Origin of the sequence: Streptomyces sp. NPDC102467, assembly GCF_044765445.1 — a bacterium.
GTDB lineage: Bacteria > Actinomycetota > Actinomycetes > Streptomycetales > Streptomycetaceae > Streptomyces.
In genome coordinates this window covers 341,392-353,729 of the sequence record NZ_JBIWKA010000008.1, presented here as the reverse complement: position 1 = coordinate 353,729, position 12,338 = coordinate 341,392, and the positions used below count along the sequence as shown (strand labels likewise).

Below are 12,338 nucleotides of genomic sequence, written 5' to 3'. Positions count from 1 at the left end.
CTCAGGCCTCCCCAGCCGCTTCGTCGGCGAACGACGCCTGGTAGGCGACGAACTGCGCGCGCTCCTCGTCGACGAGTGCGTGCCCGTCCGCATACACGTTCTCGAAGATCGCCAGGTGGCCCGGGTTCGGCATGGCCCGTACGACTTCGCGCACTCGCTTGCCCAACGCCTCGCTCTCGGCGTCGAGTTCCGCGAAAAATCCCTCATCCGTGTCGGTTTGGGACTCGAGGTACGTGCGCAGGCGAAGGATCGGGTCCTTCGCCTCCCACGCGACGCGCTCCTCGTCGGCCCGGTACTTCGACGGGTCGTCGGAGGTGGTGTGCGCGCCCATCCGGTACGTGAACGCCTCGACCAGGGTCGGGCCCTCGCCGTTGCGCGCCCGCTCCAGGGCCCACCGGGTCACCGCGAGGCAGGCGAGCACGTCGTTGCCGTCCACCCGGACGCCGGGGAAACCGAAGCCCTGCGCGCGCTGGTACAGCGGCACACGCATCTGACGCTCGGTCGGCTCGGAGATCGCCCACTGGTTGTTCTGGCAGAAGAACACCACCGGCGCGTTGTACACGGCACCGAAGTTGAAGGACTCCAGGACGTCACCCTGGCTGGACGCGCCGTCACCGAAGTACGCGATGACCGCCGAGTCCGCGCCGTCCTTCGCGACGCCCATCGCATAGCCCGTCGCGTGCAGCGCCTGCGAGCCGATGACGATCGTGTACAGGTGGAAGTTGTTGCTGTTCGGGTCCCAGCCGCCGTGGTTCACGCCGCGGAACATGCCGAGCAGATTCGTCGGGTCGACCCCGCGGCACCAGGCGACGCCGTGCTCGCGGTAGGTCGGGAAGACGTAGTCGTCCTCGCGGGTGGCCCGTCCCGAGCCGATCTGGGCGGCCTCCTGACCGAGCAGCGACGCCCACAGGCCCAGCTCGCCCTGGCGCTGCAGAGCGGTGGCCTCGGCGTCGAAGCGGCGGGTGAGGACCATGTCGCGGTACAGGTCGCGCAGCTCGCCGTCGGTGATGCCGTCGACGTAGGCGTCGTACACCGCGTTCTCCGGCGTCCTGACGCGCTCGCCCTCGGGGCTCAGCAGCTGGACCAGCTCCGGCTGCGCAGGCGCGACGGCCCTGCCGGGGGATGTCTTCACAGACTTCTTCGCAGGCTTCTTCGCGGCAGCGCGCTTGCGCGGCTGCTGTGCCTTCTGCGCTGCGGCAGTGCTGTCCGCACTGTCTACGGTCACGTGTGCTCCTCCGTCGGTCCGGCCCCCGGGATTGCCGGATGGCCAGTCGGCTCGGCTCGCCTGATCCGTCCACGCACGGGGTGGGTGCGGTGGAGCCGGGTTCAGGCGTGACTAGAAAGAACGATTAAGAACCTGTGCTCCGGCGGCACCCTTCACCCAGCACGTTACCCAGTGGGTCACACATCTGCGAAACCCCATCTGACCTGCGTTTTTGCTTGGATTTCCAACTAACTCGTTGATTGGATTTCCTAGTACACGCAAAGTTTATGAAGCGCCGCAGGTCACAGCTGTGCGACTGATCCCTGGTCACAGCCTGGCAGGGGGCTGGAACACCGGCACGTTATCCCGGTCACCTAGGGCACGGGAAGAGCCGATGTGTGAGACTGAATCCGTGCGCGAAGACGGAAAAATTACGGTATTTCTCCTCGACGACCACGAAGTGGTGCGCCGTGGGGTCCACGAGCTGCTCTCGATGGAGGCCGACATCGAAGTGGTCGGTGAGGCCGGAACGGCCGCCGACGCCCTGGTGCGCATCCCCGCGACCAGGCCCGACGTCGCCGTGCTCGACGTGCGCCTGCCGGACGGCAGCGGCGTCGAGGTGTGCCGGGAGATCCGCTCCCAGGACGATTCGATCCAGTGCCTGATGCTGACCTCGTTCGCGGACGACGAGGCCCTCTTCGACGCGATCATGGCCGGCGCGTCCGGCTACGTACTGAAGGCGATCAGGGGCAACGAGCTGCTCACGGCCGTACGGGACGTGGCCGCGGGCCGCTCGCTGCTCGACCCGGTGGCCACCGCCCGGGTCCTGGAGCGGCTGCGCGACGGCGGCCGCAGCAAGGACGACGACCGGCTCTCGGGCCTCACCGACCAGGAGCGCAAGATCCTCGACCTGATCGGCGAGGGCCTGACCAACCGCGTGATCGGCGAGCGCCTCCACCTCGCCGAGAAGACGATCAAGAACTACGTCTCCAGCCTCCTGTCCAAGCTCGGCATGGAGCGCCGCTCGCAGGCCGCGGCCTACGTGGCACGTATGCAGGCCGAGAAGCAGAAGCAGCACTGACCGCAGCACCGACCGCGTATTCACCCGGGTGCCCGCTGACAAGGGACCAACGTCCCGCGCGCTGGGGGCAGGATCCTCTTTTCCGGCACCCCGTCGGCATCGCACAGTGATGACATGCCCTCCGAGACGCAGCAGTCGCAGGATCCCGAGCGCGGCTTCGAGCTGCTCGCCCGCGTGAACTACGGCCGGGTGGCGACCAGCATGCGCGCCCTGCCCTTCCTCGCCTCCGCCCGCCACATCGTGGTCGACGGGCGGCTCGTGCTGCGCCTGCACCGCGGCTACGGCTACCACCTGGCCTGCGTCGGCAGCGTCGTCGCGTACGGGGCGGACAACCTGGGCAACCCGGCCCCCGGGGACGCCGAGCGCGACGACCAGTGGTCGGTGCAGTGCGTCGGCACCTGCGAGCAGGTCGAGCCGACCACCGCCGAACTCGAGCTCTTCGGGCCGGCCCCGCACTTCGCGGACGACGAACTCTTCGACCCGGTCTATCTGCGCGTCGACCCGCAGTTCGTCACGGTGCACGAACTGCGGGGCGGCTCGGCACAGCGCGCCCCCCGGGTGCGGGTGCGGCGCCGCTAGCGCTCTTCTGGCCTGTCGTCCGGATCGGGCCCGGTCAGTTGTCCCCGCCGGTGCCGGCCACGACACCGGAGCCGCCGTTGTCACCGCCACCGTTGTCGCTGCCGCCGTCGGCCGGCGTGGTGGGCGTCGGGGGTGTGGTCTGCGGGTCGGACTCCGTGGGCGTGCCCGGGTCCGTCGGATCGTCGGTCGGATCGTCGGTCGGCTGGTCCGTCGTCGACTGCGTGGGCGTCTGGTTGCCCCGGGTCTCCGTGTACGACGGCGTGTAGTCGCCCTGACCGCCCGAGCCGTCGCCCGGCTGCTGCGTCTCGCTCTCGGTCGCGCTCTCCTCGGACGACTTGCTCGGCTCGTCCTTCGTCTCGGACTGGGTCGCGGACGGGGAGTGCTTGGTGCCGCCCCCGCCACCGTTGCCGTTGCCCATGTTGAGCGCCAGGGCGACGCCCGCCGCGATCGCGATCACCGCGAGCACCGCGAAGATCCACAGCTTGCCGCGGCCGCGACCGCCGCCGTTCCCGTGCCCGTCGAAGCCACCGTCGTCGCCGCCCGGCGGACGCAGCATCGGCTGCGCGGCCGTGCCGTAGTCCCCGGGGTGCGGCAGCGCGGTGGTGCCGGCCATGCCCATCGCCGGGGTGCTGCCGCCCTCGTGCATGGCGGCGGTGACCGGCCCGGTGTTCCAGGTGCCGGTGTGGCCGCCCTGCTCGTACAGCATCGTCAGGCCGTACTGGACGAGCCCGCGCATCTCCTCGGCCGTCTGGAACCGGTCGTCCGGGTCCTTGGCGAGGGAGCGCATGACGAGACCGTCCAGCTCCGGCGGCGTCGCGTCCGAGACCTCGGAAGGCGGCACCGGAGTGTCCTGGACGTGCTGGTAGACGACCGACAGCGGCGTCTCCCCGGTGAACGGGGGCCGCAGCGCGAGGAGTTCATAGAGCAGACAGCCGGTCGCGTACAGGTCGGAGCGGTGGTCGACGGCCTTGCCGAGGGCCTGCTCCGGCGACAGGTACTGGGGCGTGCCCATGACCATGCCGGTCTGCGTCATCGTGGACTGCGCACCGTGCAGGGCGCGCGCGATGCCGAAGTCCATCACCTTCACCGCGCCGGTGTTGGTGATGATCACGTTCGCGGGCTTGATGTCGCGGTGCACGATGCCGTGCTGATGCGAGTAGGCGAGCGCCTCAAGGACACCGGAGACGATGATCAGGGCCTGCTCGGGGCCCGGCGCCTCCGCGTTCAGCAGGAGGTCGCGGATGGTGCGGCCCTCGACGAGCTCCATGACGATGTACGGAACGGTGGCGCCGTTCACGTAGTCCTCACCGGAGTCGTAGACCGCGACGACAGCGTGGTGGTTCAGGCCCGCGACGGACTGCGCCTCACGCGTGAAGCGGGCCTTGGAGACCGGGTCCTCCGCGAGGTCGGAGCGGAGCAGCTTGACGGCGACGGTGCGCCCGAGGCGTACGTCCTCGGCCGCGAACACCTCGGCCATGCCGCCCCGGCCGAGTCTGTGCGTCATCCGGTATCGACCGTCGCCGACGAGCCCGCCGTTGCCCCACAACTCCGGCGCGTCTGACATACCGCCGCCAGTCGCCTCGGGGTCGGACGGGCCCTGAGCGCGCTGCTGCTGTGACATCAGTCCTCGCCGTCGTTTCTGTCCGTGCTGTCGGATCGCCGCGCCGCTGTCGGATCGCTGCGTCGGAGTACGCGCGGTTGTGAAAGTACGGTCTCCGTCGGGCCACGCTACAGGCTTCGACCGCGGCCCCGTTCCGAGATGGACCGGACATCAAACCCGTTGCCGTGCGGACCTTGCAAATCGTCCGCGCAATTTCCGTACCCGGCCCATGACCATTTCCGGTAACGCTTGCGCGACTCTTCTTGCCCGTACGGTCACGGAACGGGCATCGAGCTTGACGTGCCCGCGCCCTCGGGCAGACTTGGCCGGGAATGCTTGAGTTCGATCACCGGCCGCGCCGACGCGGGGCGCTATGGGGGACGTAGAAGATGAGCCAAGACGGCGGCGTCGGGGGCCGGTACGCGGGTCGGTCCGTGGCCGGCGGGCGGTACCAACTGCGTGACCTGCTCGGCCAGGGCGGCATGGCGTCCGTGCACCTCGCGCACGACACCCGGCTCGACCGCGCCGTCGCCATCAAGACTTTGCACACGGAACTCGGGCGGGAAGACGCGTTCCGTCAGCGCTTCCAGCGCGAGGCCATGTCCGTGGCCAAGCTCACGCACACGAACATCGTCTCGGTCTACGACTCCGGCGAGGACGACCTCGACGGGATCATCACCCCGTACATCGTCATGGAGTACGTCGAGGGGCTCCCGCTGGGCTCCGTACTCGACCAGGATGTGCGCCAGCACGGCGCCATGCCCGCCGACAAGGCCCTGAAGATCACCGCCGATGTGCTCGCGGCGCTGGAGATCAGCCACGAGATGGGCCTGGTGCACCGCGACATCAAGCCCGGCAACGTGATGATGACCAAGCGGGGCGTCGTCAAGGTCATGGACTTCGGCATCGCCCGCGCCATGCAGTCCGGCGTCACGTCGATGACACAGACCGGCATGGTCGTCGGCACCCCGCAGTACCTGTCGCCCGAACAGGCCCTGGGGCGCGGCGTGGACGCCCGCTCCGACCTCTACTCGGTCGGCATCATGCTCTTCCAACTGACCACCGGGCGGCTGCCGTTCGAGGCGGACTCACCGCTGGCCATCGCGTACGCGCACGTCCAGGAGGAGCCGGTGGCTCCGTCCTCGATCAACCGCGCGCTGCCGCCCGCCATCGACGCGCTCGTCGCCCGCGCGCTGAAGAAGAACCCGAACGAGCGTTTCCCGAGCGCGGAGTCGATGCGCGACGAGTGCCTGCGGGTGGCGCAGTCGCTCGCCCCTGCCGCCCCCAGCATCGTGGCGGGCGCCCAGACGTCGAGCGGCGCGGGCGTGGGCTCCACCGTCTTCCCGCCGATCGACCAGAGCGGGGCGCCGGTACACACCGGCCCGGTCCAGACGCCGTACCAGCCGACGCCCCAGCCGTACCCCTACGGGACGCCGCCGCAGCAGCCGCAGGCCGGGTACGGCTACCCGCAGCAGGGCATGCAGGGCGGCTACCAGACGCCGCCGCCCGTCTCCCCTTACGCGACCCAGGGCCACACCCCGCCGCCGTACAACCAGGCGCCCCAGCCGGCGACGAACATGCAGGGCCCGGGGGGCGGGGGCCGCAACAAGGCGGTGATCATCGGCTCGATCGTCGTCGCGCTCGTCGCCGTCGGCGGCCTGATCACGGCCCTGACGCTGAACGGCAAGGGCGACGAGAAGGGCGGCTCCGACAAGCCGTCCACGTCCGCGGTCGCCGGGCACAAGGGGCCCGACCTGACGAAGACCATCGAGACGGACGAGTGCGTCGAGCCGGAGCTCGGCAGCAACGACGAGAACAAGATCAAGGTCCCGGACTTCTACCTCAAGAACATCGACTCCGTGAAGGCTTGTTTCCGGGCCGCGGGATGGATCGCCGACGACAACCCCGTCGACGAGAACACGTACGGCGAAGGCTCGGTCATGAACCAGAGCCCCGTCGCGGGCACCGAGATCGATCCGGACGGCGTGAAGATCCAGCTCCAGGTCTCGACGGGCAACCCGCCCGGCTGACCCCACCGTGTTGCCTTGCGCCGCGCCCGCGTCCTGCCTCGCACCCCGCATGCGAGCGAATTCACTGTGCTCATGACAACGGGGAGCGGCGCCTCCGAGACGTGGAACACCTCCGCACAGGACAGCCGCGACAGCACAGAGCGAGGGCCCGGCATCCATTGCCGGGCCCTCGCTCGATCCGTCTCCCGCCGAACCGGCTACAGGTACGGGCCCCCCGAGCGGCCCACGGTCCTCGGATCCTCGTCCTCGTCGTCGCCGCCGACACCGGGCGGCAGCGCACGGCGCATCTGCTCCAGCTGGGCGCGGGCCGCCATCTGCTGGGCGAACAGCGTCGTCTGGATCCCGTGGAAGAGGCCCTCCAGCCAGCCGACCAACTGGGCCTGCGCGATGCGCAGTTCGGCATCGCTCGGGGTCGTGTCCTCGGTGAACGGCAGGGAGATCCGCTCCAGCTCCTCGACGAGCTCGGGCGCGAGACCGTCCTCGAGCTCCTTGACCGAGCTGGCGTGGATCTCCTTGAGCCGCTGCCGGCTCGCCTCGTCCAGGGGAGCCGCGCGCACTTCTTCCAGCAGCTGCTTGATCATGCTGCCGATGCGCATCACCTTGGCGGGCTGTTCCACCATCTCCGTCACCGGGACCTCGCGGGATTCGTCGTCTCCGCCGCCGCCCAGAGCCATTCCGTCCTGGCCCACGACCAGGATTTGGGGGTTCTCCGGCGACCGTTCGTTCCTCGGCATCTCCATGCCGCCATTCTCTCGTACGGGCCTGTCACACCTCGGTGGTGCCCCCGTTGCGGGTTGATCCACCGTGCTGGAGCGGGTCGAAATCCGGCGTGCCCGTTTTATTGGCCTATGTAAGGCTTATCGCAGCCATTGGGTGGAAGCGGACGGGAGCAAGGGGGGACGGGCATGCGGCGGCTTCGGTGGGCGGCCGGGCTTGTGGTGAGCGGGCTCGCACTCGTCCTGCCCGGCCCGGCCCCTGCGGCGTACGCCGCGCTTCCCACGATTCCTGTGGCGTACGGGTCGGCGCGGGTGGCGTACGGGTTGGCGCGGGTGGCTTACGGGGCGGCGCCCGTGGCGTACGGGGCGGCGCCCGTGGCTTACGGGTCGGCGCCCGTGGCTTACGGGGTGGCGCCTGTGGCTTACGGGGTGGCGCCCGTGGCGTACGGGGCGGCGCCCGTGGCTTACGGGTCGGCGCCCGTGGCGTACGGGTCGGCGCCCGTGGCGTACGGGGCGGCCCCCGTGGCTTACGGGTCGGCGCCCGTGGCGTACGGGTTGGCGCCTGTGGCGTACGGGTTGGCGCCTGTGGCGTACGGGGCGGTGGCGTACCGGTCGGTCCCCGTGGTGTACCGGTCGGTCCCCGTGGCGTCGTACGTCGTTGAGCCCTCGCCGCACGGTTCGCTCGCCGGGAGCCGGGCGGGCGTGGGCCGGACCCCGCCGGGGCGACCGCTGTCCATCCCGACCTACGACGATGCCGCGCTGCCCCCGCCTCCCACGCGGCCCGAGCCGTCCGATCCCGCGTCGCCGGCCTCGTCGGCCTCGCCGACCCCCCGCCCCGAGCGGCCCGCCACCGCGCAGCGGCCCGAGGCCGCGCGCGGGACGGAACCCCTGGTGAATGTCGTGCCGCTGGGAGCGGGGCTGCTGCTGACCGGCCTCGGCATCGGCTTCCTGGCGCTGCGGCTGCGCCGATAGGGCGCCGCCCGTCGGGTTCTCCTGTCGGGCTCTACTGCCGGGTGAGAAGGACCTTGCCGATGTGGCCGCTCTCCTCCAGGACCCGGTGACCCTGCGCCGCGTCACTCATCGGCAGCTCCTGATCCACGATCGGCCGCACGTGCCCACCCTCGATCAGCGGCCAGACGTGCTCCCGCACCGCCGCGACGACGGCCGCCTTCTCCGCGAGCGGGCGGGCCCGCAGCGTGGTGGCGGTGATGGCGCCGCGCTTGCCGAGCAACGTCCCGATGTTCAGCTCACCCTTGACGCCGCCCTGCATCCCGATGATGGCGAGACGGCCGTTGGTGGCGAGGGCGTCGACGTTACGGTTCAGGTACTTGGCGCCCATGTTGTCGAGGATGACGTCGGCGCCGGACCCGGCCGTGGCCGCCCTGATCTCTTCCACGAAGTCCTGCTCGCGGTAGTTGATCAGGATGTCCGCGCCCAGCTCGGCGCAGAAGTCGAGCTTCTCCTTGGTGCCGGCGGTGACGGCGACCCTGGCGCCGACGGACTTCGCCAGCTGGATCGCCATGGTGCCGATCCCGCTGGAGCCGCCGTGCACCAGGAACGTCTCGCCCGGACGCAGGTGGGCGATCATGAAGACGTTCGACCAGACGGTGCAGGTCACCTCGGGCAGCGCGGCGGCCTTGGCCAGATCGATGCCCTTCGGCACCGGCAGCAGCTGCCCGGCAGGCACCGCGACCTTCTCGGCGTACCCGCCGCCCACGAGGAGCGCGCACACCTCGTCACCGACGGACCAGCCCGCCACACCGGGGCCGACCTCGGCGATCCGGCCCGCGCACTCAAGACCGGGGTAGGGAGAGCTGCCGGGCGGCGGGGTGTAGAAACCCTGGCGCTGCAGCAGATCGGCACGGTTGACGGCGCTGGAGACCACCTCGACCAGGACCTCGCCCTCGCCGGGCACGGGGTCGGGGACCTCCGTCCAGACGAGCGCCTCGGGTCCACCGGGTTCCGGGATCGTGATCGCATACATGGCCGCGAGGCTACTCCCGTACGTACGAGGAACCCCGGTTCAGTCCGGCGGCAGCGACTTCGAGTCCAGGACTCTGTCGTGCGGCAGTGGCCTCAAGTCCGGAACTCTGTCGCGCGGCAGTGGCTTCGAGTCCGGGGACGGGAACAAGGCTCAGTCGCGCGGCAGCGGCTTCGAGTCCCGGGCGACGTGCGTTGTCGGCGTGACCCGCACGATGGTGATGAGCCGGTCCGTCAGCTGGAGTCCCCCGATGGCCTTGTCGTCGTAGCCGAGCACACGATGTCCGCGTACGACGCTCACGACCAGGTCCTCCGTCTCCTTCGGCTTCAGACCGACCTCGGCCTTTATCACCGGGCGCTCGACCAGATCGAGGCCGCTGCCCTTCTGGATGAGGTCCTCCAGAACCATGCCCGCGTGCGGGCTGAGCACCGACAGACCGAGCAGTCGGCCCGCCGCACTGGCGCTGGTGATCACGGCGTCGGCGCCGGACTGGCGCAGCAGCTGCGCGTTCTCCTCCTCGCGCACGGCGGCGACGATCTTCGCGCTGCGGTTCAGCTGCCGCGCGGTGAGCGTCACCAGGACCGCCGTGTCGTCGCGCTGGGTGGCGATGATGATCTTCCGGGCCCGCTGCACCTCGGCCCGCCACAGGACATCGCTGCGCGTCGCATCGCCCATGACGCCCGCGTATCCGAGGCTGTTCGCCGCCTCGATGACCTTGCTGCTGGGGTCGACCACGACGACCTGCTCGGGCTTCAGACCGGTCGCGCAGACGGTCTCCACCGCGCTGCGGCCCTTGGTGCCGAAGCCGATGACGACAGTGTGGTCACGCAAGTTGGACCTCCAGCGGTTCAGGCGCCATTCCTCCCGGGTCCGTTCGGTGAGGACTTCGAGCGTGGTGCCGACCAGGATGATCAGGAAGAGCACACGCAGCGGCGTGATGAGGAAGATGTTGATGAGCCGCGCCCCGTCACTGACCGGCGTGATGTCGCCGTAGCCCGTGGTGGAGAGGGTGACGGTCGCGTAGTAGAAGGCGTCGAGGAGGTCGACGCTGCCGTCGGAGTTGTCGTTGTAGCCGGCGCGGTCGAACCAGACGAGGAGCGCCGTGAGGACGAGCACGGCCAGAGCCATCAGCACGCGGCGGGCGACTTGGAGCAGCGGACGCTGGACGATCCGCCGGGGCAGCTTCACCCGGTAGGTCGTCGTCTTCTCGTCCGCTTGGCGCGCCATGGCGTCATGGCCGGCCAGTTTCACGTGAAACACCCTCCGTCGCCCGGGGAGTTGCCCGGTGCGTTCCCCATACCGGTCTGTGTGTCGCGCTGCGGGTCGTTCTGTGTGCCGCCCTGCGGGTGGTTCTGCATGTCGTCCTGCGCCGCGTGCCCCATGGTGTCCTGTCGTACCTGACCCATCGGCGGCCGGGGTACCTGTTCCGTACGGCTCTGCGACGCGCTTCCCGTCGCCTTCAGGGGGGAGTTGAGCGCGCCGAGGGAGCCGCCGGTCGCCGGACCCCACGACCAGGGCAGGTCGAGGATCTCGACCTCCTGCCCCTCCTGGGCCCCGCCGGGCGGTACGACCGCGAGCCCGTCGGCAGCGGCGATGCCGCGCAGCATGGCCGGGCCGTTGTAGTGCAGCGGCACCGCCCAGTCGTGCCCGCTGTCGCTGTCCTGACGCAGCACGACGGGGACGAGCCGGGTGTCGTACGGATGGCCCTGCACGGCGCTGTGCAGGGGAGCGCCGTACGGCTCCTCGTCCCTGGCCCGGCCCGCGAGCGCCCGCAGCAGCGGCTCGGCGAGCGTGAGCAGCCCGGAGACCGCGGCCAGCGGATTACCGGGCAGGCCCACGAGGTGCCGCCCGTCCTTGATGCGGGCGAGCAGCATCGGATGGCCGGGGCGCACCGCGACTCCGTCCACGAGCAGCTCGGCGTCGAGGGCACGCAGCGTGGGGTGGACGTGGTCGACGGGGCCCGACGCGGTGCCGCCCGTGGTCACGACGAGGTCCGCCTTGGACCCCCGGACGGCTTTGAGCAGCGCCTTCGCGTCGTCGCCGATCCTGCGTACGGCGGTCACCTCGACGCCGAGCGCGCGCAGCCAGTGCGGGAGCATCGGGCCGAGCGCGTCGCGGATGAGGCCGTCGCGGGGGAGGCCCGAGGTCAGCAACTCATCGCCCAGGACGAGGACTTCGGCCCGGGGACGGGGAACGGCGACGAGTTCGTCGTAGCCGGCCGCGGCCGCGAGACCGAGGACCGCCGGGGTGATCAGGCCGCCCGCGGGCAGCAGCAGGTCGCCGCTGCGGCACTCCTGACCGCGCTGCCGGATGTCCTGGCCGTGCGCGACCGCGCGCAGCGGATGCAACTGGCCTTTGTCGTCGGTGTGCCCGTGCTCGCTGCGGATCACGGCGGTGGTGTCGGAAGGGATGCGCGCACCGGTCGCGACCGTCGCGGCCTCGCCGTCGGCCAGCGGCGCGGGCTGCGCGTGCCCGGCGAGGATGCCCTTCTCCCGTACGGCCCAGGGGCCCGGCCCCGCCACGACCCAGCCGTCCATCGCGGACGTGTCGAAGGACGGCAGGTCGGTGAGGGCGGTCAGCGGGGCGGCAAGCACGAGACCGAGCGCCCGGTCGAGGGGAACCCTGGCGGTGCCCCGGGGGAGCGCGCGGGACTCCGGCCGGCCGCCGGTCAACAGGCTTTCGGGGAAGGGAAGTTCCGTGTCCATGACGGGCTCGGGGGCATCGGCTGCCTCGGCGCGGTGGCGCGCGGCGCGGCGGCCCGCCTCGTGGGCGACGCGACGGGCCACGGGCCAGGCCGTCGCCCGGTGCCGCTCGGTGTCCGGGGCGGGGGCCCGGGATGCCGGGGTCTGCCGCGGGGTGGGCGCGGGGGCGCCGCTGCCTGCCCTGGGGCCGCCACGATTGTCGTTGGCCAGGGCGAGCGCCTCGTCGACGTCACCGTCCAGGGGGTCGGCCTGCGCCGCACGCCCATCGGGGCCGCTCATTGCGCATCTCGTCCCGCACCGGGGGCGTAGCCGCCCGGCTTGGCGTCACCCGGTTCGGTGTCACTCGGCTTGGCGTCGCCACTGGGCTTGGCGTGGCCCGGTTTGTCGTCACTTGGCTTGGCGTCGCCACTGAGCTGGGCGTCGCCACTTGGCTGGGCGTCACTCG

General features: G+C 70.8%; 10 protein-coding genes. 4 read left to right on the top strand and 6 right to left on the bottom strand.

Annotation, left to right across the window (positions count from 1 at the left end):
- Position 1 precedes the first annotated feature (1 nt).
- On the bottom strand, positions 2 to 1,225 hold the full coding sequence (gene pdhA / locus ACIREE_RS19285) for a pyruvate dehydrogenase (acetyl-transferring) E1 component subunit alpha (protein ID WP_404153091.1): 1,224 nt from the start codon (positions 1,223 to 1,225) through the stop codon (positions 2 to 4).
- A 391-nt stretch (positions 1,226 to 1,616) separates the two neighbouring features.
- Between pdhA and ACIREE_RS19280 the strand changes: the two genes are divergently transcribed.
- Positions 1,617 to 2,285 (top strand): response regulator, encoded by a 669-nt coding sequence (locus tag ACIREE_RS19280; RefSeq protein WP_404153088.1) that lies wholly within the window; start codon positions 1,617 to 1,619, stop codon positions 2,283 to 2,285.
- Between the two features lie 114 nt (positions 2,286 to 2,399).
- On the top strand, positions 2,400 to 2,864 hold the full coding sequence (locus tag ACIREE_RS19275) for a pyridoxamine 5'-phosphate oxidase family protein (RefSeq protein ID WP_404153085.1): 465 nt from the start codon (positions 2,400 to 2,402) through the stop codon (positions 2,862 to 2,864).
- Between the two features lie 34 nt (positions 2,865 to 2,898).
- Here the strand turns inward: ACIREE_RS19275 and ACIREE_RS19270 are convergent, their stop codons facing one another.
- Entirely contained in the window at positions 2,899 to 4,485 is a 1,587-nt protein-coding gene (locus ACIREE_RS19270) for a protein kinase (RefSeq protein ID WP_404153082.1), read from the bottom strand.
- Positions 4,486 to 4,853: 368 nt separating this feature from the next.
- Here ACIREE_RS19270 and ACIREE_RS19265 point away from each other — a divergent pair, with 368 nt between their 5' ends.
- Positions 4,854 to 6,494 carry a protein kinase gene (locus tag ACIREE_RS19265; protein WP_404153079.1) on the top strand — a complete coding sequence of 547 codons (1,641 nt, stop codon included), beginning with the start codon at positions 4,854 to 4,856 and terminating at the stop codon, positions 6,492 to 6,494.
- 197 nt (positions 6,495 to 6,691) lie between these two features.
- Here ACIREE_RS19265 and ACIREE_RS19260 read toward each other — a convergent pair whose 3' ends face one another.
- Entirely contained in the window at positions 6,692 to 7,234 is a 543-nt protein-coding gene (locus ACIREE_RS19260; protein ID WP_404153076.1) for a bacterial proteasome activator family protein, read from the bottom strand.
- Positions 7,235 to 7,399: 165 nt separating this feature from the next.
- On the opposite strand from ACIREE_RS19260, the gene ACIREE_RS19255 reads away from it, so the two are divergent.
- Positions 7,400 to 8,182, top strand: a complete 783-nt coding sequence (locus ACIREE_RS19255) for a hypothetical protein (protein WP_404153073.1) — start codon at positions 7,400 to 7,402, stop codon at positions 8,180 to 8,182.
- A 31-nt stretch (positions 8,183 to 8,213) separates the two neighbouring features.
- Here the strand turns inward: ACIREE_RS19255 and ACIREE_RS19250 are convergent, their stop codons facing one another.
- From ACIREE_RS19250 to ACIREE_RS19240, 3 genes are all read right to left on the bottom strand, one after another.
- Entirely contained in the window at positions 8,214 to 9,194 is a 981-nt protein-coding gene (locus tag ACIREE_RS19250) for an NAD(P)H-quinone oxidoreductase (RefSeq protein WP_404153070.1), read from the bottom strand.
- A 150-nt stretch (positions 9,195 to 9,344) separates the two neighbouring features.
- Positions 9,345 to 10,442: a potassium channel family protein gene (locus ACIREE_RS19245; protein ID WP_404153067.1), complete on the bottom strand. Its 1,098-nt coding sequence runs from the start codon at positions 10,440 to 10,442 to the stop codon at positions 9,345 to 9,347.
- Positions 10,439 to 12,172 carry a molybdopterin molybdotransferase MoeA gene (locus ACIREE_RS19240; protein WP_404153064.1) on the bottom strand — a complete coding sequence of 578 codons (1,734 nt, stop codon included), beginning with the start codon at positions 12,170 to 12,172 and terminating at the stop codon, positions 10,439 to 10,441. Before ACIREE_RS19240 ends, ACIREE_RS19245 begins: the two co-directional genes overlap by 4 nt.
- Between the last annotated feature and the right edge of the window lie 166 nt (positions 12,173 to 12,338).

Coding starts and splice junctions, on each gene's coding strand:
- ACIREE_RS19275 (WP_404153085.1), top strand. CDS start 2,400: ATGCCCTCCGAGACGCAGCAGTCGCAGGATCCCGAGCGCGGCTTCGAG.
- ACIREE_RS19270 (WP_404153082.1), bottom strand. CDS start 4,485: ATGTCACAGCAGCAGCGCGCTCAGGGCCCGTCCGACCCCGAGGCGACT.
- ACIREE_RS19265 (WP_404153079.1), top strand. CDS start 4,854: ATGAGCCAAGACGGCGGCGTCGGGGGCCGGTACGCGGGTCGGTCCGTG.
- ACIREE_RS19260 (WP_404153076.1), bottom strand. CDS start 7,234: ATGGAGATGCCGAGGAACGAACGGTCGCCGGAGAACCCCCAAATCCTG.
- ACIREE_RS19255 (WP_404153073.1), top strand. CDS start 7,400: ATGCGGCGGCTTCGGTGGGCGGCCGGGCTTGTGGTGAGCGGGCTCGCA.
- ACIREE_RS19250 (WP_404153070.1), bottom strand. CDS start 9,194: ATGTATGCGATCACGATCCCGGAACCCGGTGGACCCGAGGCGCTCGTC.
- ACIREE_RS19240 (WP_404153064.1), bottom strand. CDS start 12,172: ATGAGCGGCCCCGATGGGCGTGCGGCGCAGGCCGACCCCCTGGACGGT.